General features: G+C 39.4%; 25 protein-coding genes and 1 riboswitch. Of the genes, 23 read left to right on the forward strand and 2 right to left on the reverse strand.

What is annotated here, in order from left to right; genetic code table 11:
* Window position 1: 1 nt before the first annotated feature.
* The 16 genes from MKY15_RS13880 (at window position 2) to MKY15_RS13955 (ending at window position 11,278) form a co-directional block, all read left to right on the forward strand.
* Window positions 2–874 (forward strand): YitT family protein, encoded by an 873-nt coding sequence (locus MKY15_RS13880; protein WP_067206981.1) that lies wholly within the window; start codon window positions 2–4, stop codon window positions 872–874.
* A 128-nt stretch (window positions 875–1,002) separates the two neighbouring features.
* Window positions 1,003–1,449: a GNAT family N-acetyltransferase gene (locus tag MKY15_RS13885; RefSeq protein ID WP_338653142.1), complete on the forward strand. Its 447-nt coding sequence runs from the start codon at window positions 1,003–1,005 to the stop codon at window positions 1,447–1,449.
* Between the two features lie 145 nt (window positions 1,450–1,594).
* Entirely contained in the window at window positions 1,595–2,164 is a 570-nt protein-coding gene (locus MKY15_RS13890; RefSeq protein ID WP_338653141.1) for an NUDIX hydrolase, read from the forward strand.
* A gap of 4 nt (window positions 2,165–2,168) precedes the next feature.
* Window positions 2,169–2,708 carry a short-chain dehydrogenase gene (locus MKY15_RS13895; RefSeq protein WP_342537792.1) on the forward strand — a complete coding sequence of 180 codons (540 nt, stop codon included), beginning with the start codon at window positions 2,169–2,171 and terminating at the stop codon, window positions 2,706–2,708.
* Between the two features lie 53 nt (window positions 2,709–2,761).
* Window positions 2,762–3,292 carry a GNAT family N-acetyltransferase gene (locus MKY15_RS13900; protein WP_342537793.1) on the forward strand — a complete coding sequence of 177 codons (531 nt, stop codon included), beginning with the start codon at window positions 2,762–2,764 and terminating at the stop codon, window positions 3,290–3,292.
* Between the two features lie 78 nt (window positions 3,293–3,370).
* Window positions 3,371–3,853, forward strand: a complete 483-nt coding sequence (locus MKY15_RS13905; RefSeq protein WP_342539757.1) for a tetratricopeptide repeat protein — start codon at window positions 3,371–3,373, stop codon at window positions 3,851–3,853.
* A 554-nt stretch (window positions 3,854–4,407) separates the two neighbouring features.
* Entirely contained in the window at window positions 4,408–4,701 is a 294-nt protein-coding gene (locus MKY15_RS13910; RefSeq protein ID WP_231885781.1) for a DUF2087 domain-containing protein, read from the forward strand.
* A gap of 136 nt (window positions 4,702–4,837) precedes the next feature.
* Window positions 4,838–5,416, forward strand: coding sequence for a nucleotidyltransferase family protein (locus MKY15_RS13915; protein WP_342537795.1), 579 nt, complete (start codon window positions 4,838–4,840; stop codon window positions 5,414–5,416).
* A gap of 10 nt (window positions 5,417–5,426) precedes the next feature.
* Window positions 5,427–6,557 carry a DNA polymerase III subunit beta gene (gene dnaN / locus MKY15_RS13920; RefSeq protein ID WP_338653138.1) on the forward strand — a complete coding sequence of 377 codons (1,131 nt, stop codon included), beginning with the start codon at window positions 5,427–5,429 and terminating at the stop codon, window positions 6,555–6,557.
* A gap of 84 nt (window positions 6,558–6,641) precedes the next feature.
* Window positions 6,642–7,094, forward strand: coding sequence for an ASCH domain-containing protein (locus tag MKY15_RS13925; protein ID WP_338653137.1), 453 nt, complete (start codon window positions 6,642–6,644; stop codon window positions 7,092–7,094).
* Window positions 7,095–7,146: 52 nt separating this feature from the next.
* Window positions 7,147–7,968 (forward strand): DUF2785 domain-containing protein, encoded by an 822-nt coding sequence (locus tag MKY15_RS13930; RefSeq protein ID WP_338653136.1) that lies wholly within the window; start codon window positions 7,147–7,149, stop codon window positions 7,966–7,968.
* A 141-nt stretch (window positions 7,969–8,109) separates the two neighbouring features.
* Window positions 8,110–8,760: an SIMPL domain-containing protein gene (locus tag MKY15_RS13935; protein WP_342537796.1), complete on the forward strand. Its 651-nt coding sequence runs from the start codon at window positions 8,110–8,112 to the stop codon at window positions 8,758–8,760.
* A gap of 91 nt (window positions 8,761–8,851) precedes the next feature.
* Entirely contained in the window at window positions 8,852–9,217 is a 366-nt protein-coding gene (locus MKY15_RS13940) for a hypothetical protein (RefSeq protein ID WP_340741703.1), read from the forward strand.
* Between the two features lie 29 nt (window positions 9,218–9,246).
* A complete protein-coding gene (locus MKY15_RS13945; protein ID WP_342537799.1) occupies window positions 9,247–10,002 on the forward strand; it encodes an NUDIX hydrolase in 756 nt (251 codons plus the stop codon).
* Entirely contained in the window at window positions 9,999–10,796 is a 798-nt protein-coding gene (locus tag MKY15_RS13950) for a protein phosphatase 2C domain-containing protein (protein ID WP_338653132.1), read from the forward strand. The genes MKY15_RS13945 and MKY15_RS13950 overlap by 4 nt, the downstream gene beginning before the upstream one ends.
* A 26-nt stretch (window positions 10,797–10,822) precedes the next feature.
* Window positions 10,823–11,278 carry an SgcJ/EcaC family oxidoreductase gene (locus MKY15_RS13955; RefSeq protein WP_340741705.1) on the forward strand — a complete coding sequence of 152 codons (456 nt, stop codon included), beginning with the start codon at window positions 10,823–10,825 and terminating at the stop codon, window positions 11,276–11,278.
* 69 nt (window positions 11,279–11,347) lie between these two features.
* Here the strand turns inward: MKY15_RS13955 and MKY15_RS13960 are convergent, their stop codons facing one another.
* On the reverse strand, window positions 11,348–11,527 hold the full coding sequence (locus MKY15_RS13960; protein WP_067207021.1) for a hypothetical protein: 180 nt from the start codon (window positions 11,525–11,527) through the stop codon (window positions 11,348–11,350).
* A 183-nt stretch (window positions 11,528–11,710) separates the two neighbouring features.
* A riboswitch (SAM riboswitch) is annotated at window positions 11,711–11,817 on the forward strand.
* Window positions 11,818–11,919: 102 nt separating this feature from the next.
* Here MKY15_RS13960 and metA point away from each other — a divergent pair.
* From metA to MKY15_RS13975, 3 genes are all read left to right on the forward strand, one after another.
* Window positions 11,920–12,828: a homoserine O-succinyltransferase gene (gene metA / locus MKY15_RS13965; protein ID WP_067207023.1), complete on the forward strand. Its 909-nt coding sequence runs from the start codon at window positions 11,920–11,922 to the stop codon at window positions 12,826–12,828.
* Window positions 12,829–13,670: 842 nt separating this feature from the next.
* Entirely contained in the window at window positions 13,671–14,429 is a 759-nt protein-coding gene (locus MKY15_RS13970; RefSeq protein ID WP_338653127.1) for a hypothetical protein, read from the forward strand.
* A gap of 180 nt (window positions 14,430–14,609) precedes the next feature.
* Window positions 14,610–14,867: a PepSY domain-containing protein gene (locus tag MKY15_RS13975; RefSeq protein ID WP_222618008.1), complete on the forward strand. Its 258-nt coding sequence runs from the start codon at window positions 14,610–14,612 to the stop codon at window positions 14,865–14,867.
* A gap of 313 nt (window positions 14,868–15,180) precedes the next feature.
* Here MKY15_RS13975 and MKY15_RS13980 read toward each other — a convergent pair whose 3' ends face one another.
* Window positions 15,181–15,447: a phosphocarrier protein HPr gene (locus MKY15_RS13980; RefSeq protein ID WP_067207033.1), complete on the reverse strand. Its 267-nt coding sequence runs from the start codon at window positions 15,445–15,447 to the stop codon at window positions 15,181–15,183.
* Window positions 15,448–15,580: 133 nt separating this feature from the next.
* On the opposite strand from MKY15_RS13980, the gene MKY15_RS13985 reads away from it, so the two are divergent.
* The 4 genes from MKY15_RS13985 (at window position 15,581) to MKY15_RS14000 (ending at window position 20,025) form a co-directional block, all read left to right on the forward strand.
* Window positions 15,581–16,333, forward strand: a complete 753-nt coding sequence (locus tag MKY15_RS13985; RefSeq protein ID WP_067213873.1) for a DeoR/GlpR family DNA-binding transcription regulator — start codon at window positions 15,581–15,583, stop codon at window positions 16,331–16,333.
* The gene (pfkB, locus tag MKY15_RS13990; RefSeq protein WP_067207036.1) at window positions 16,330–17,259 is read left to right on the forward strand and encodes a 1-phosphofructokinase; all 930 of its coding nucleotides are present in this window, start codon (window positions 16,330–16,332) and stop codon (window positions 17,257–17,259) included. Before MKY15_RS13985 ends, pfkB begins: the two co-directional genes overlap by 4 nt.
* A complete protein-coding gene (locus MKY15_RS13995; protein WP_342539759.1) occupies window positions 17,259–19,172 on the forward strand; it encodes a fructose-specific PTS transporter subunit EIIC in 1,914 nt (637 codons plus the stop codon). The genes pfkB and MKY15_RS13995 overlap by 1 nt, the downstream gene beginning before the upstream one ends.
* Window positions 19,173–19,314: 142 nt before the next feature.
* Window positions 19,315–20,025, forward strand: coding sequence for a DUF421 domain-containing protein (locus MKY15_RS14000; RefSeq protein WP_338653124.1), 711 nt, complete (start codon window positions 19,315–19,317; stop codon window positions 20,023–20,025).
* Window positions 20,026–20,063 lie beyond the last annotated feature (38 nt).

Here is a 20,063-nt window from a genome sequence, read left to right on the forward strand (position 1 = left end):
AATGGCAATACAAAAATTTAGAAAAACGGTCTTATTTGAATATATACAGATCATCTTTGGGGCTGCACTCGTTGGTCTAGCCTTCAATATTTTCCTTTTACCGTCCAGGCTAGCAGCAGGTGGCGTTTCAGGGATTAGTACAATATTATATGAACTCTTCCAATTCAATCCAGCTTACGTTCAATGGCTCATTAATATTCCACTACTAATACTTGGGGTCTTGCTTGTCGGCAAGGAATTCAGTATGAAAACGTTAGTTGGGACATTTTTTGTTCCGTTTGTCATCTGGCTCACAACGGACATTAAGCTTGCAGTAGAAAACCCATTATTAAGTGCGATTTACGGTGGGATTATGCTTGGTGTAGGTCTCGGTATTGTATACAGGGCTAACGGTTCGACAGGTGGTACTGCTTTAATCGCTCAATTGGTTAAGAAATATACGGGCCTTTCGAGTGGTTTTTCACAGTTGCTTGTAGATGGATTAGTTGTAGTCACATCGGCATTTGTCTTTAACTTTGAACTTGCTCTTTACGCGATGATAGCAATTTACGTTACGAGTAAGGTGATTGACTTTGTTCAGTTGCAAACGTCGCCGACCAAATTGGTTCTCATTATTACGGATAAAGAAGAGAAAGTCCAAGCCATTATAAAAAATGATATTAATCGCGGATTAACGAAGATTAAAACAATAGGCGGGTATTCCAATCAAGAAAAAACAATGATTTTATGTGTCGTTGAACAATCGGAAGCTGTCTACTTTAAAAAATTACTTCAAACACAAGAACCAACCTCATTTGTCATCTTCTTGAATGCGTCGGAGATACTTGGCCGCGGTTTTTCTAAAGCACAATTTGATGAAGATAATATGAAATGAAATTGTTGGAAATGACCTGTTGCGAATAATTCGCAACAGGTCATTTTTGTTTATTATAAAGGTTTTTCTACCCCATTTGTCGAAATAGACTGTATGTTGCAATCATTCAATTGATAGGGGGAATAGAAATGACTTACAAAGTGGAGCAAGTTGAGGATTTAAAGGCAATTGATATCTCTCATTTAGTGAAAGAAAGCGAAACGGAAGGGTACCGATTTTTAACACGACTAGTCAATGATTATGAGGATGGAACAAATACGTTCAACAAACCGGGTGAAGCATTGTTAGCTGTTCAAAATGAAGAGGGTGAGGTAGTAGCGATAGGTGGAGTAAACCAATCACCTTTTTCCGAAGATACACAAGTTGCACGTTTGCAGCGATTTTATGTATTAGATGATGCTAGGCGGCAAGGTGTAGGATCTCTTTTACTGAAAGAAATTGTTGACCATTCACGCGATGCATTTAAAGAAGTGACAGTGCGGACAGAATCTTCAAAAGCAGATGCTTTTTATAGGGCAAACGGATTTGAACTGGATGACACTGCTTCTGAGACGACACATTTGATGAAGTTGTAATTGAGGTATCCCTCAGTCTACTGGAATAAATTCAATACCAGGTGTAGAAGTGATTCCGAATCATTTCTGCACCTGGTTAACTTTCGTAGTGTTTGTATAGGGAAATATATCGCCGCCATGTCACGGAAGAATTGAGGGATTTACTGTGGAGAAATGGAAAACGATTAAGTCAGAATATCACTTTAAAACTCCTTTTGGAAATTTGAGGAAAGACATGTGTCAGCTTCCGAACGGGGCAATCATTGAAGATTATTTTGTCCATGAGTATGAAGATTGGGTAAATGCAATTGTATTAACGGAAGATAAACGGGTCGTATTCGTAGAACAATACCGTCATCCTGGTGAAGGATTTTATTTAGAAATTCCTGCCGGGAAAATTGAAGAGGGAGAGTCACATGAGGAGGGGATTTTGAGGGAGTTACGCGAAGAGACGGGTTTTATTTCGACGACGAAACCGATAAAACTTGGTGAGTTTATGATAAATCCGGCTACTCAAACAAATAGGATTGTTACCTTTCTAATTTTGGATGCATTCAAAGAATGTGAGCAGGAATTGGATGAAACTGAGGAGATTGAGGTGAAACTCATTTCTTTTGATTTAATCGAAGAAATGATTCAAGAACAAAAAATTACACAACTTTTTTCAGTAAGTGCCTATTACATGGCCAAGAATATGTTGAATAAATCAATTGTCTTGTCTTCAGAAAAGAGGTAAGTGTATGAAAAGTAATAATCATGCTTTAATCATTGGCGGAACGGGTATGCTTGCCGAAGTTTGTCTTCATCTTGCACGTGAAGGTTATTCTGTTTCTGTCATTGGGCGTACATTGTCGAAGTTTAAACGATTGCAAGTAGAAAGTTCGCCAAATTCTATATTCCCACTTATAGCTGATTATAATACAGATGATGTATATGACGAAATTAAAAAAGCGATTCTGGAACGTGGCTCGTTTGATCTAATTATTAGCTGGACATCGAATTACAGTGTACTAGAGCGGATTTGTGAGATGAACCCAGGGGACACACCGTTTAGTCTGTTCCATGTAAAGGGAAGTCGGCGGTATTTCGAAGATGAGCCTATCCGTATTCCAAGCAAGTGCAACTATCGGAGAGTCTATTTAGGATTTGTAATGGAAGAAAGTGGCTCACGTTGGCTTACACATGCTGAAATTGCGAACGGAGTTATTAAACAGATTGGGGCAGATGAAGAAATGGGGATAATAGGTCAAATCCATCCCTATGAAGCACGTCCGAAATGATTTTTTGAAAAATGTTGACCTGTTGTTTCAGTACTGTTACAACGTTGAAAGGGGTGAGTGAGATATTAATCCGAAAAGCAGAGGTAGAGGATGTAACAGGAATTGCAAAAGTCCATGTGGATAGTTGGAGGACGACATATAAAGGAATTGTGCCGGATCCTTTTTTAGATAACCTTTCTTACGAGCAACGCGAGCTGATTTGGAAAAAAGGGATAAAAGAAAATAACATATACATAGCAGAAAATGAAAATGGTCAAGTTATCGGATTTTCTACAGGTGGAAAAGAGCGCACCGGGAAATACGAGGCATTTACAGGGGAATTATATGCGATTTATATCTTGAGAGAATACCAAGGAAAAGGAATTGGTCGATTACTCGTTCAGTCTGTTGTGGATGATTTAAAAAATAAGAATTTGAACTCGATGCTTATATGGGCGATAGAAGAGAACCCGGCTTGCCGCTTCTATGAAATGTTAGGTGGAAAGAAGGTTGACACTGAAGAAATCGAAATTACAGGAAAGAAGTTGAGTGAAGTCGCATATGGATGGGATGATATAGCTAATTACAGGGGAAAAACGAAGTAACAGATTAGTTCGGTCATTTATTGGGATTATTCATTTTTTGCAAACATCTTTTTAATTATTTCAGGAGACAGGAGAAGTATAATGGTGAAGTTAGAAGAAGCAATTCAGTTAAGAAGTGAAGGGGAATTTGAGAAGTCAAATGTCTTACTCTCAAAATTAGTATTGGAATGCCCAGAAGATGCACTAGTTAATTATCAATATGCATGGAGTTTCGATGTTCTTGGGTTAGAAGCAGATGCTGTACCTTATTACGAAAAAGCCATCCAATTAGGCCTAGATGATACAAATGCAATAGGCGCATTTATAGGATTAGGTAGTTCATATCGTGCGTTAGGCAAGTATGAAAAATCGCAAACAGTTTTGGAAAAAGGAATTGAAAACTTCCCGGAAAACAATGCAATGAAAACTTTCTATGCAATGACATTGTACAATGTTGGTGAACATCGTGCAGCCATGGAGATTTTACTAACCAGTCTAGCTTACACGACAAATGATAGTGAAATCTTATCATATAAAAGAGCAATTGAGTTCTATGCTGATAAACTCGACAAAACTTGGTAGGTAGACTGCTATAAAAAGGGGATGAAAATAATATCTATATAATGAATTAAAGAATCCCATTGAATCTACTGTGGCGCTCAATTAAGGAGAGACTTGTAATTCGGGGTGTGGATTGTAGAACACTTGGCGCTTTGGGGATGCCTTTCGCCGCGCCTACGCTAGGTTGTTCATTATCGAGAGATATGTGAGTTTGAAATGTATATGGCGAGACTTTAATGTGATTACTAGTTGATACCAATTATATCCAAGAAAGACGCACTCCAGGTTGCAGATTTCATCACAGTTAATGAAATGCTCTTTCTCACATAGACCATTCAGCTCCGGCACGACTTCGTGATAGCCGGAGCGATAAGACTGAAGGAGGGATGCAGTTCATTCCCTCCCTGATCTTCTTTCTGGCTTATCGCGGGAGGCATCCACAAAGCGTCGAAGCGGTATTGGCGGGAAATCTAATTAGTTCTAAGTATTGGGACTTTTTCAGTGGCCTCCCAAAAGCCCTTTTAAAGCGCATAAGCCGTATTCATTTGTTCAATATATATTAAGGAATGATTAAATTGGGTGAACGATTTACAATCACTGATGTGGAAAGAGAAAAAGTATTGGGAAATTACTTCAAACAAGGTTTGCAAGGACCGCTTGACGTATTTCCGAGTAAAGAAAAGAGGAAGTACATTATTGCCCAAGAAATAATTAAGCAATTTGAAGTTGATAGAATGTACGTGGAAAAAGAAATAAATGACCTATTGGCGACGATTTATCCTGATTTTGCCACAGTAAGACGATTTCTGATAGATTATCGTTTCATGACTAGAAGTAATGATGGCAAGCAGTACAGGATTGAAGGCTGACTATTTGCAAATACATAGGAATGTGGAACCGAAAGAAGTGAATATGTTCGTTGAAAAGGTCTTTTGTAAGTATGAAGATTTGATCCACGGTTTTTGTACGAGTATGTGAGCAGTGTGAATGAAAGAGGAGTAGTTTATGGTCATTACAACTGAAAGAGAAATTGTTGTTTTAATTCAAGAGGATAAGTGGATGATGGACCTATTGAAATGCGCCAAATCATTGAATTTACCTGATTGGTGGATCTGCGCCGGATTTGTTCGATCTAAAATTTGGGATGTGCAGCACGGTTTCAATGAAAGGACGACGATTCCAGATATTGATGTCATCTATTATGATCGAACAAATAGTGAAAAAAGTGTGGAAAAGGAATACGAGGAAGTGTTGAAAAGACTTCTACCTGCTATCCCTTGGTCGGTCAAAAATCAGGCAAGAATGCATAGTGTAAATAATGTCATCCCCTATACTTCGTCTGTTGATGCGATCTCAAGGTTTCCTGAAACGGCAACAGCTTTGGGGGTGAAATTGGATGAAGGAAACAATGTCATATTAACAGCGACTCATGGTATAGAAGATGTTGTAAATTTGAGAGTAAAACCGACCCCTTATTTTTGTGATAAGAAAGAACGGATGAAGATTTATGAAGAAAGGATTAAGAAAAAGAATTGGCAAGTTGTATGGAACAAGCTTGAGATTATAAGTTTGGACAGTGACTAGGAGGGCTTTTATGGAATTTACAGTAAGCTACGCTTCATTTACGACTGCAGTTTCTGATATAAATAAAATTATTTCATCAAAAAGCGTTATTCCAATACTCTCTGGAATAAAAATAGAAGCCAACGAGTATGGTCTTAAGCTTACGGGTAGCAATTCGGATATTTTTATTGAAAGAACTATCCCTTTACTAAAAAGTGGAGAAAAGGTCGTGGATATCAAAGAATTTGGAAGTGTAGTTGTTTTATCGAAATATTTGAACGGAGTTGTGAAAAAACTCCCCAATGATATTTGTATTAAATTAGGACGCAATGATTCAATCACGATAAAATCGGGGGATATTGAAACAAAACTAAATGGATTTAATGCGAATGACTATCCAAAACTTCCGGAGATGGATCGCAATACTAAAATTGAAATACCGTTTGGGAAATTAACGGAGGCTATAAAGCAAACCGCTTTTGCTGTTTCAAAAAGTGAGGCTAAACCGGTACTAACTGGAGTGAGGATGGAGTTTGAAGAAAACAAACTCATTTGTACAGCAACAGATTCACATAGATTAGCACGTAGAGAAGTGACTATAGAATCTAAAACAACAGAATCATTTGTAGTTCCGAGTACAAGTTTGTCAGAACTGACGCATCTTAAAGAGGCGGATTCGTCAATCGTAGAGATTTCTTATACGAATAATTTCATTGTGTTTGGGACCGCTATGAGTTCACTTTATTCAAGGTTAATTGAGGGTGTCTATCCTAACACTGGATCTTTGGTGCCAACTGAATCAAAGGCATTGATAACCATGAATACTCAAGTATTAATAGAAGGAATGGATCGGGCTTGTGTATTTTCGACTGAATGGAAACACAATAACATCCAATTGGAGATTGTGGATGATGCTACTATCAAAATATCTTCCAATTCTACAGAAGTCGGGATGATTGAAGAGCTTCAAAAAATTATACATATCGAAGGACAGAACGATATCCAAATGTCATTTGATGGTCGTTTTGTACTTGACGCACTAAAAAGGATACCAGAAGAAAATGTCACGATACGTTTTGATGGCTTGATGAAACCGATTGTCATTCAGCCGCAAAATGATTCCACTTGCCTCCATCTAATTTCACCAGTACGGTCTTATTGAAATGAATAAGTTCTCTCGATCTAGGGAGGAGAGCTTGGGCATATAGGAGATTTATAATTTTTAGTAGCGAAAGGGGATTTCAAGATGAATTTAGCAGCACAAACTTATTGGGACGAATTTTGGAAGAACGAAGAGAAACCTACTTCTGTCAACGCATGGATGTTTGGAAGTTTGCCAGATGAGCTTGCACAGCTTGTAATTGATGGGGAAAAGACTGCGACATGTTCAGGTCATGTAATTTATGAACTGGAGAACGAGCCATTACCCAGAATAGATGAGTACAGCATTATTTTAAATAGCGATGAAAAACCAGTGGCAATCATTAAGACCATTGCAGTATCGCTTGTACCGATGAACGAAGTATCGGAAGAGTTTGCGCTTGCTGAAGGGGAAGGGTCATATGAAGATTGGAAATTGGCTCATGTGAGATTCTTTACGAGTGAATTACGAGAAGTTGGACTTGAGTTCACTGAGGACATGCTCCTTGTTTGCGAACGATTTACGCTAATTCATGTAAAAGATAATAACTTAGGATAGACAAATTGCCTTACACAAGGCAACGATAAATGATCGTTTAGGGGGAATAGTGATGTTAGCAACAACTTTAGAAAGTTATTTAGGAGATAAGATACTAGAGCTATCGAAGGAAGTTAGGCAAGAGATGTTGACGCAAATTGGAAATCCAGATGGTTTTTTGCGTGACGAGTTAATCTATCGAAGCTTCGGAAAAATGATTGTTTCCAATCAATTAAATCCGGAAGAATTCCAGTCTTTACTTGAAGTGGTATTACAGGAAGACTATCTATTTTACGGGATTGGCGAGTCTGGAACTGATTCAGTATTTACACGTTCTTTTTCTGCACTCGTCATTGCTGCAGTTATTGAATATGACATTGAGAAACAAATAGTAAATCCAGATCTTGTTCAGTATACAGTGAACAAGGTTATACGCTATATGAGGGAAGAAAAAGACACTCGAGGTTTTATCCAGGGTAATGGATGGGCGCATGCCATCGCACATGGCGCAGATACCTTGGATGCCTTGGCAAAACATCCTCTACTGAAAAAAGAGGATATCAGTCGAATTCTTCATGCAGTTCAATATTCCTTGTTAAGGCAAGTTGACTATTTGGATGAAGAGGAAGAACGCTTAGCTATAATACTAGTTTCATTAATAAAGCATCAAGATGCTGAGAAGGTTATACAAGTATGGATTGAAGAACTTGCCGGAATGGTAGAAACTGAAATGCTTGAAAATAAAGGATCACTTGACGCCTATCACGTACAAAGAACGGTAAAGAACTTTTTGAAATCAGTCTTTGTAATTTTGAGTTCGAAGGGAATCGGTAAGAAAGTGAACAGCGACGTTTTTAAAGTTCTCGAAAAGTGGATGTGGATGTATCTAAATTAGTCATATAGTCTTCAGATACTGCTGTGGTCCTTGAGTAATCTGTCGTCCAATTCTACGTTAAGTGCTAATGTAAATATCTTTTCGAGACAATCAGCATACTATCTAAGGTAGCGTAATGATGCTCAGGAAAGGTGGAGACATATGTATTATCCTTATGCCCAACAAATGACCTGCCGACAACCGCGGGTTATGACTGTTACAGGAATTGGGAGTCTTAAACTAACACCGGATATTGCTCAAATCCAGTTGGAAGTCAGTACTGAAAACAAACAATTGAACCATGCACAAAAGGAAAATGCTTATGAGATGAATCAAGTCATCGATTCGTTATTGAAATTGGGGATCGACAGGGAGAATATACAAACGGTTTCGTACACTATAGTTCCCCAATACAACTATATCGAAGGCGAACAAGTATTTAGAGGATACGAAGTTACGAATGCGATTACAGTAAAAATTACAGATATTGATCAAGTTGGAAATGTAATAGACGTGGCTGTCCAAAACGGAGCGAACAGGATATCAAATATCCAGTTCAAGGTTGAAAATGAACAATTGGACTATCAAAAAGCATTGAGCCTTGCACTTAAAAATGCATTAGCCAAGGCGCAAACAATTGCTGAGACAATGCAACTGCAACTTGATCCACATCCAATTAAAATTGTTGAAGAATTAAGAGCAGAACCCATCGCATATCGAACATTTGCTGCGAGAGAAATGACTAGCTCCACACCGATTGAACAGGGGCAGATTTCGATTAACGCTACGGTTAAAGTGCAATTTCGGTATTGAAATATCAGCGTAAAATAGATGGATACTATTTTACGTTGAAAAAACGACAGCTAACCTAATCACAACTAAAAATTAAGGGAGTGGGGAAAACATGGGAATTAAAAAATCTTCTAATTACCTATCACCTATTGCGCGGATATTTGACAAGTTTTCACGGCAACAAGACGTATCGTTGATTTATGGTGAACCGATTAATTTTGAAAACAGAAAAGTCCTTCCGGTAGCAAAGATTAATTATATTGTTGGCGGGGGAGGCGGCTATTCTAGTGAAACAGGAAACTCTTTAGGTGCCCAAGGAGAAGGGGGCGGGGGACATATCTCCGTCAGACCTTTGGGTGTTTACGAGATAGATGCGGAGAAGGTGAAGTTTAAACCAATCATTGACCTCAAATTTACTTTAACACTAGTTGCTGTTTTTACACTTGGCCTAGTTTGGTTATTGAAAAGGGCTCGCTGAAAATTAATTTGTACGGGGGGAATAATTGAATGTTGTATCGCAGAAAAACGTACACGGTTGAACCAGCGATGTACGAAACGTTTACCCACTTTTTCCATACCTTTTTGCTTCCGAATCAGCTGACGCATGGAGCGCAGCTGGTTGGACGGTGGGTCAATGAAGAACAGACGGAGATAATGGCAATGTGGGCATACGATAATAGGGCTCATTATGAAACAGTGGACGGTGGCATCCGGGCATCGGAAATGCATGTTGAAGCACAAAACTATCGGAAATCGTTAGCTCCATTGTTTATCTCTTCAAATGAAGATTTTTTCACTTCAACGGGAAATTACGGGCAATCCCCACAAATCGTAGCTGTTAGTGGTTACATTGTAAATGAGGAAGGACATGTATTACTTGTACGGAACAATCACCGAAATGATACATATGAAATGCCGGGTGGGCGACTTGAGCTTGGTGAAACCTTGAAAGAGGCGGTTAAACGGGAAGTACTAGAAGAAACAGGTATCCACGCAGAAATTGGTGATATGACAGGAGTTTATCAAGATATCACGTTAGGCGTCATCTGTATGGTTTTTCGTGGAAGAGCGATGTCAGGCGTACCAGCTGCACAACCTCCTGAAACGATTGACGTACAATTTGTTGACTTTGATAAAGAGCAAGTAGGAGACTGGATAAAACGCCCGCAATTTGCATCTAGTGTGGATGATGCTCGAAATAGCGATACGATTGTTTATGAAAGTTATGAAGTGAGACCGTATAGATTGATTGAGCGCTCATGAATAATCTTACTTGGGTTGGAAGTGAAAAGGACTTTGTCGATGAACGAGATGTACGATGGATTAATCGTGTAGCGGTTGGTAGATTTGGAGGTAATTCTTCAGCGGGACAAACCAAGAATGAAGATGGCTGCGTTATTTGGCAAAATGAGGATTGGGAATTAGCGGCTATTTTGGATGCACATAAAAGTGCTGAAAGTGCGGAACTTGTTGTACAAACACTCGGGCAGCATAAAGAAAAATTGGTGGAGATTTTAGATATGAAGGGTCCTCCACGATTTAAACGTTTGGAAATGAAGTTACTTGAAATTTTTCAATCTGAACAATTTTTGAATGAATGCAGATGTGCCATGGGAGAAACGGCTTGTCTTATCGTTGTCAGGAAAGCTAATTACGTTTGGTGGTTTTCGGTTGGAGATTGTTTAGTATATCTGTTCCATTCGGAATTAATTGCCCTAAATCAGTTTCAACTTAACCAAAGGCAATTCTTTGAATGGATTGGTCAAGTGAATACGTTTGAGCAAGCAGTACCATGCTACACGTCAGGGACAAGGGAAATGAGAAAAGGGAACAATCTTATTTTTTTGACGACTGATGGTTTAGTGGAATGCCCGGGGGAACCTTTTTTGGATCCGTCAGATCTCGTTGCCGTGCTGAATGAAAAAGAACTTGATAAAGGGATTTCGCAGTTATTGATGGAAATCGAAAGACAAAATGTACGAGACAGTACGACAATTATCGCATGGAATGTGGAAGTAGAAAAGGAAGGTAGCATCCCGAGCGATTATCTCGGATGAAGGAAAAATGACGGGAGGAATTAGATATGGAAGCATCTGAATTAATTGAAATCAAAACCCTTTATTATAACTTAATTCTTGCATGGAATAATCGCGATGCTAAGAGCATGGCTGATCAATTTACAGAGCAAGGCGAATTGATTGGATTTGACGGAAGTCAAGAAATTGGGCGAAATACTATTTTTGCACATTTAGAACCGATATTTGTAGATCATCCAACACCTCCATTTATCAATGTCGTTAAAGATGTGTACTTTCTGAGTGCTGAAGTTGCGATGTTGCGTGCAATCGTCGGGATGATACCTCCGGGCGGAACAGAACTTGACCCAAATTTGAATGCTCATCAAACACTGATTGCAGTAAAAGAAAAGGATGGATGGAAAATAAAACTTTTCCAAAATACACCGGCCCAATTTCACGGAAGATCTGACTTGGTCGAGCGGATGACCAAAGAATTGAAGCAAGTATCTGATGTAGGCTGAAAAAAGTGCCCCGCACCAAGATAATACCAGTGCGGGGAGTGTTTTAGTTACTGTTCATGACAAAGGTAATCATTTTCTCTTCTTTTCATTTGAGTTCATTCGTTCGCGTTTTGGTTTCAGGGAACGGAGTTCAGCAAACTCGCGGGCTATTTCTTCATTCATGTCGCCCGGTTTTATTTTTTGGTTTTTCGGCGTTTGTGGTAAAGACCGTGCATTATTTCCGCCAGTTTTATTGTCATCTCTTCCCATAGTAACAACTCCTTTCATTTTTTCAGTGCCACGTTAATATGGCTTTCTAAAGAAATATTATTCAGCAGTTTTCATGCTGAATTAATGTGGAAATTAAAATAAAAATGTTTCTTTTGATTATTATCGTCAAAAAAGACGGTTTACAATAGTAGTTTTAATAGTATAATAGTAAATAATTGAATATTCTTATCAAGAGAAGCTGAGGGATATGGCCCTGTGAAGCTTCAGCAACCTCTGACTTAGTCAGGAAGGTGCTACCTCCAACAAGATTTTTTCTTGAGAGATAAGAACAGAGTGCCCAAATTAAACCCTCTTTTCTTGTCTTATAGAAAAGAGGGTTTTTTATATTGAATCATTTGATTCAAACCAAAGTGAAAAGGGAGAGACGACACATGCCGATCAATGTACCGAAACAATTACCAGCAGGAGAACTATTGAAGAAGGAAAAAATATTTGTGATGGATGAAGAACGCGCAACGTCCCAAGATATACGGCCTATGAACATCGCCATTTTAAACTTAATGCCTGAAAAAGAAAGAACAGAGTTGCAGCTGCTACGTCTATTAGGGAATACACCGCTACAAGTAAATGTTACATTTTTGAACACAGCAACTCATGATTCTAAAAACGTTAGTAAAACGCATTTAAACGCATTTTATACAACATTTGAACATGTGAAACATCGTCGTTTCGATGGACTGATTATTACGGGTGCCCCGATTGAGCATTTAGAATTTGAAGACGTTAATTACTGGAAAGAAATAACGGAGATTATGGAATGGTCAAAAGAAAATGTAACCTCTGTTTTACATATTTGTTGGGGTGCCCAAGCAGCACTCTATCACCATTATGGAATCGGGAAATTTGAATTGCCGAAAAAATGCTCAGGCGTTTTTACGCATCGACTATCCGACCCAACGATTAATCTTGCACGTGGTTTTAATGACGAATTTAAAGCACCGCATTCACGTTATACATCCGTTTCAACTGAGGAAATAAAAAATGATCCCCGTCTACACTTGCTTGCTAAATCAGAGGATGCAGGGGCATTCATCGTCATTTCTAAAGATAATAAACATATTATGATCACAGGTCATTTGGAATACGATGCGGATACGTTGGCGGAGGAATATGCACGTGATTTGCAAAAAGGAGTCGGTATTGATATCCCGGAAAATTATTTTCCGAATGATGATCCAAGCAAAGAGCCGTTGAATACATGGCGTTCCCATACGCATCTACTCTTCTCCAACTGGCTAAATTATTATGTGTATCAAGAAACACCTTATGAATGGGAATAACTAGTTAATGACAAATGTATCAATTAAACCACGTCTGTAGATTAACCATTTATTTGCATAAAATACTGGTGAGTAGGGCTTGATGACCTTCATTTTCACTGCATTATTTTCGGCCCGCTTTCGACTAACTATTCATGACAGATTTACTGAGGGGTCCGAGTGTGGCTAGAAGTGACTCCGTCACTTCTAGCCACACTCTTTTTAGTAATACTATTGCGAATAGTTGCCTGTCGCGTTCCTACACTATTCAAGTGGAAAATGCAGTTGTTTTGGAAGAATAGAATAGATGACATTCTATGAAGGGTGTAAGTGCCCGAAGATGCAATTTCGGGCACTCTTAGACGATGTACAATGCGATCCTTTCTTACTTTTAGCAAAGATTATACATCTAATCATGTGATACCTTATAGCAAGTGCCACTTCTTTACTAAAAAAAGAAAAAACCATATAGAAAGCTTCAGCCGCCAAAATTGCATCTTTGGCGGCTTTTCTCCGACTTGGATGTCAGCTATTCTTTCATCAAAAAAAGCATAAGCACTACAAGTACTTTTGCATCCAGACATCCCGCTAATTGAATAGAAGTCATTCAATCCGAAGCAATCCAAAAATGCAACTATACAAGTAGCGCCCGGAAGGTAATTATGTTATTCACTGGTTAGTTTTGGTTAATCAACAGGTCTGCAATTAACCAAACCAGAAAATGACTGCTTACTATTTTGCAAAAAACTCTAGATTCCTGGCGTATAGGTGCTTTTTTAAAGAAAGTGGTTACTCATCAGACGTGACTCAATGACCCTTTTGTCGTGAATTGCATAAGCTAATACGACGAGGGGGTAAGTGAGATGGGGTTGTTTATTAACAAAAATGGGCACCCGGATGTTTTTAAAAATAATGCAGACATTTTAGGGAGGAACCAAGAACACTATAAAATAGATCCGATAGCGGAATGGATGAAGGAACATAGGGAAGCGTCTCATTCGGTTGGTGAACAGTTCAATATCATGGAAACCTTACTAAAGCAACAGAAAAACACACAATCCAATCAATTGAAATCAATCCATAATCGTTTGAATGAAATCAAGGAAAGTGATTTCCGACATGAAAAGTTTGGAAAAGATGTTATGAAGTCGTTAAAAAAAGTAGAAACTAAAAACGAAATGTTACAACGTACGTTGATACATGAGCGAATAATGAATCGAGAATTCATCGGGAAAGTGAATGAGGTCAGCCAGTCAAATGAAGAAATTGTCAATAGTATAGAAATGCTGACTTCTGCAAATGAGGAAATTGTAGTCAAAATGAATGAACAATTAGATTATCAAAAGCTGTTGTCAGAGCAAATGTTGAAACAAGAAGATATACAAAAAGACGTGATCAGCAGGCTGGACAACCAAGAAGGATTGCTAGGGAAAGTGATAAGGCAACTGGATTATCTACGCTCAGTCCTATACGAGCGAACCAACTTTTTATCAGGGAAAATAGAAGGTAGTTACAGCATGACGTCTTCGTATCTATCCAAATTATTGACCAGATCGGATCCAGTTTCGGCACGTTTTATGTTGAGCCAAAAGCAGGAAGAAAAAGAGGAGAACGTTGATTGAAAGGTATGGCTATTTAATGATGGAAAACATCATTACAATTAAGCAAGCCTCAAGTGCAAATCATATACCTAGGAACTGCTTAATTGTCTTTTCAGTTATGGGCTTAGGGATTCAGCACATATTAGCCATCCTTGAATAGAATGTTAAGGACAACGGGATAATCGAATTGGAGGAGATTGGGTGACGAATCAGAATCGACAAAATCAAAACCAACATTGGCATGAACATTATCAGAACCCACAATACCGGAGGATTACAATAAATCAGGCGATGGCCATTGCATTAGAGCGGGTTCCAGGCCAGGTCGTAAAAGCGGAATTAGATTACGACGATGGAATGCTGGTATATGAAATTGACGTAAGAACGGCAGAAGGTCATAAGTATGAAGTTAAAATTGATGCGAATACAGGTGCAGTCCTCAGAGTGAAACTAGATTAATGAAACTATATGTGAACAGCCACGAATGGTAACTGATACCATTCGTGGCTGTTCTTTTTTTGATGTTTAGGAAATTATGAAATCTCGTACTGTGGATAAGTTGTAACTTAGTGATTTTACGTCTAGACTCCAGCGCCTAGCCCCTGGAGACGTGGGTCATGCAGCTATTGAAAAGGATATCGCGATCCTAAGGTTGCCTTCCTCTGTCGCTTCTAACCTATAGGTCCACCGGGAGGGATTGAACGGGCGATTGCGCTTATGTTCATGAAATTGATTAGAGATCTTTTGCTACTATCACAACTCGAGATTGTTATTACTTTCCAAGGCCTTCGGATTCCATAATTGCATCGACTTTTGCAATTGCATCCGCTTCATCTTCACCATCCGCCGCAATTGTAATGGTAGTGCCTGAAGCTACTCCAAGTGACATAACACCTAAAATGGATTTCAGATTTACTTTTTTACCGACGTATTCCAGTGTAATATCCGATTTGAAAGAACTAACCGCACTAACGAGAGCGGATGTTGGACGGGCATGTAAACCAGCAGTACCTAAAATGGTGTATTGTTTTTCTATCAATGTGTATTCCTCCTAATTGTTAGTATCAATTACTGTATTATAAAAGTCGGTGACTGACTATGGAAGATTATGATTGATTATGAAAGGGATTTCAAGTAATATGAGTTTACAGCTAATTAGAGGTGGTGTTCATATGTTGACAAATGAACGATATGAATTGATTTTGAATTTATTGACTGAGAAAAAGACAGTTAAAATTCAAGAGTTAGTCGATGCGACATCCGCGTCAGAGTCAACAATTCGCAGGGATTTGAACGATCTCGAAGACTTAAATAAATTGGATCGTATCCATGGAGGCGCTACAATAAGCGAGCGAATCACAAAAGAACTTAGTATTTCGGATAAAGCATCCAAAAACCTTCAAGAGAAGATTCAGCTTGCTACTTATGCCGCTTCTTTTGTCCAAGATGGGGATTGTATTTTTCTTGATGCAGGGACTACCACTTTGCAGATGATTCCTTATTTAAAGAATAAAAAAGTGACCGTTGTGACGAATGGATTGACACATGTTGATTCATTGATGGAATACGAAATAACGACTTATTTGACGGGTGGCTATATAAAATCCCGCACGCGTGCCCTTGTGGGACCTCAAACAATCCAGACGCTTGGCGACTATCAGTTTGACAAATGCTTTCTTGGCGTCAACGGATTCCATTTGGAAATCGGCTATACAACGCCAGATCCAGAAGAAGCCGCTGTTAAAAGGCTTGCTTCTACACTCTCGAGAAAAACATATGTCGTGACGGATCATTCAAAATATAACAAAGTAAGTTTTGCTACTATTATGCCACTCGATAAAGCCGTATTGATAGTAAGTGATTTCGAAAAACAAGCTATCAACTTATTGGAGCAAAAAACAACAGTAAAGGTGGGGAAATCATGATTTATACGTGCACAATCACACCCTCGCTTGATTATACTACCTATTTACCCGAATTCAGGAGCGGTAAACTGAACCGTTCTAAAGATGTATATTACTATCCCGGAGGAAAGGGAATAAACGTGTCACGTGTGTTAAGCCGATTAGAAGTTAGCAACATCGCTTTAGGTTTTGTAGGTGGGTTCACAGGTGACTATATTCAACAATCTCTACAGTCAGAAGGGGTTCATACGGACTTTATCCAAACTGAAGAAATTACGCGCATCAATGTGAAAATCAAAGCCGATAAAGAAACAGAGTTAAATGGTCCTGGTCCTGATATAACACTAGAACAGCAACAGCAATTGATGGCGAAAGTGCAGAACATGGAAAAAGGTGATTGGTTCGTTCTTGCAGGCCGTCTTCCTGAATCAATAGCGAAAACTTTTTTCGAGGATATCGCAACTATCTGCAATGACAATGGCGTACATTTCGTTCTTGATACATCGGGTCCTGCATTAAAAGGATTGATTGACATGAAGCCATTTCTTATTAAACCAAACGAACAGGAGCTTGGTGAATTATTCGATACGGTAATAGAAAACAAACAGCAAGCACACCATTACGCTAAGAAACTTATTGAAAAAGGCGTCGAACATGTCATCGTTTCCATGGGGGGGGAAGGGGCACTGCTCGTTACGAAAGAGGTTGCTGTTTTTGCGGAAGCGCCAAAAGGGAAAGTTGTGAATACGGTGGGGGCTGGTGATTCACTTGTATCCGGGTTTCTTGCATCCTTCACGAAAGAGGGGGATCCAGTTAAGGCATTCCGATCGGGTGTTGCAAGCGGAAGTGCAACAGCTTTTAGAGTGGATCTTTGTGAGAAAAAAGATGTACTAGCATTGCTGGACCAAGTATTGATTAGTTCATTAGATAAGGGGGATGTGAAATGATGAAAATCACACAATTATTAACTGAAGCTACAATTATTTTGGATGTGAAAGCTACATCTAAACAGGATGTATTGACAGAACTGATAAATCAGTTCGATCGTACAGGAAATTTGAATAATACAGGGGCATTTACACAAGATATTTTGGCCCGAGAAGAGCAAGGGACGACGGGAATCGGCGATGGAATTGCGATTCCACATGCGAAATCAGCAGCTGTTAAGGTGCCGGGAATCGCATTTGGACGTTCTTTACCAGGTATCGACTACGCATCGCTGGACGGCCAGCCGGCTCATCTGTTTTTCATGATTGCTGCGAGCGAAGGAGCAAATAACGACCATTTGGAAGCGCTATCAAGACTAGCTACATTTTTGATGGATTCAAACTTTAGAGAAAAAATTCTAAATGCTACGTCAAAAAATGAAATTCTACAAGCGGTCAATGACAAGGAAATCGAGTTGGAAGGACCTGAAGAGATAGATGAATCAAAATCATCACTTTCACCTACATCGAAAATACTTGCTGTTACTGCGTGTCCAACGGGAATAGCGCATACCTACATGGCGGCACAAAAACTAACTGACAAAGCGAAAGAAATGGGCATTTCATTGAAAGTGGAAACGAACGGTTCGTCTGGCGTGAAAAACCGTTTGACAGACGCGGATATTGCGGAAGCGGATGCCATTATTGTTGCCGCAGATACCAAAGTTGAAATGGCTCGGTTTAGCGGTAAGCCGGTCATACAGACGAAAGTCGGCAAGGCAATCTATGAAACGGAAGAATTGTTGAATCGTGCAATCATTAAAGACGCACCAATATACAAACATGATAAGTCTAAAGAGGATAGTGACACTTCCGAAACCAAAAACGGTTTTTATAAACATTTAATGAATGGTGTGTCCAATATGCTACCGTTTGTTGTTGGTGGCGGAATTTTAATTGCATTATCGTTCTTCTGGGGTATAAATTCAAGTGATCCGAATAGTGCAGATTACAATGCATTCGCAGCAATGCTAAATACAATAGGCGGTGGAAATGCATTCTTCTTGATGGTTCCTGTATTAGCAGGATTCATCGCGTCGAGTATCGCGGACCGCCCCGGATTTGCTCCAGGTATGGTCGGTGGATTAATCGCGATTACGGTTACAGGTGTTGACGGTGTCAGCGGGGGCTCTGGATTTCTAGGCGGAATCATTGCCGGTTTCCTAGCAGGGTATGTAACAGTTCTTGTTAAAAAAGCATTTGCGGCATTACCCGATGCACTTGAAGGATTAAAACCGGTGTTGTTCTATCCAGTGTTCGGTATTGCGATTACTGGACTCATTATGATGATGATCAATCCTCCTTTGACTAAATTATATACGGGTATGTCAGTATTTTTAGAAGGGCTTGGTGGAACAAACCAGGTACTAGTCGGTATATTATTAGGTGCGATGATGGCAATTGACATGGGTGGGCCGATTAATAAAGCCGCATACACATTCGGTATTGCGATGCTCGATGCACAGAACTTCGGATTCATTGCGACGGTTATGGCAGCGGGGATGGTACCGCCACTAGGCATGGCAATTGCCACGACATTGTTCAAAAAACGATTTACAAAACAAGAGCGTGAAGCGGGGAAAACGGCTTATGTCCTTGGGGCTTGTTTTATAACGGAGGGTGTCATTCCGTTTGCGGCGGCAGACCCGGCACGTGTTATTCCAGCATCGGTAGCTGGAGCTGCATTGACTGGTGGGCTTACAATGCTATTTGATATTGGGTTACGTGCACCGCATGGTGGCGTCTTCGTTATGGGGCTTGTCGATGGTGGTATTGGAAAAGTATTGCTATATGCATTGGCGATAGTCGCTGGGGCCATGGTTACAGGTTTACTTGCGGGAATATTGAAGAAGAACAAAATACAGGCGATATAAAAATAGAGAGAGCTGTCCAAAAAGTCATTCGCAGATGGCTATAGGCGGAGCTCTCTTTTTTTTACAAGTAAACGCCTAGTCATTTACATGTATAGGCAATGCGCAACAGTGGAACACTCTCTGTAAAGCGGAGGTGTGAACTTTGGATGACTTTTTTGAAGTGGACTTTTGGGAAATGATTATGAGGGTGACGGTTACATTTTTTGTCCTCCTTATACTTGCACGATTTATGGGGAAAAAACAAATTTCTCAACTGACGTTTTTCCATTACGTAACCGGTATTACGATAGGCTCCATAGCGGGAGAAATCGCGGGAGTATCCAAAACTCCACTTTTGGATGGACTCATAGCAATGATTTGGTGGACATTCCTGACGATGCTCATGAGCTACATTGCATTTAAATCTAAAAAGGCACGGATAATTCTTGATGATCAGCCTACTATCGTTGTATATGAAGGGAAAATAGTTGAAGCTTCCTTGAAGAAGTTGCGTCTCCATCTAAATGACTTAAGTATGATGCTGCGTGAACAAAGTATTTTTTCAATTAAAGATGTTCATTATGCGATACTTGAAACAAATGGACAGTTAAGTGTCTTAAAAAAAGCAGGGCAAGAGGCCGCAACGAAAAAAGATGTAAATGCTCCTGCACAGGTGCCTAAATATATACCGACTGAAGTAATAGCGGAAGGGAAAATTACACCTAAGAATTTAACGGAGCTAAATTTGACGCAAGAATGGTTGTACGAGCAATTGAAAAAACAGGGTATTGGCAATGTAGAACATGTATTTTATGCCGAGGTTCAAACAGATGGAAGTCTTCACGTAGATATGAAGTCCGAAGATGGAAAATAAGGAAAAGCGTTGCGAAAAGGATAGAACTTTTCGCGACG

Origin of the sequence: Sporosarcina sp. FSL K6-1540 (genome assembly GCF_038620285.1) — a bacterium.
GTDB lineage: Bacteria > Bacillota > Bacilli > Bacillales_A > Planococcaceae > Sporosarcina > Sporosarcina psychrophila.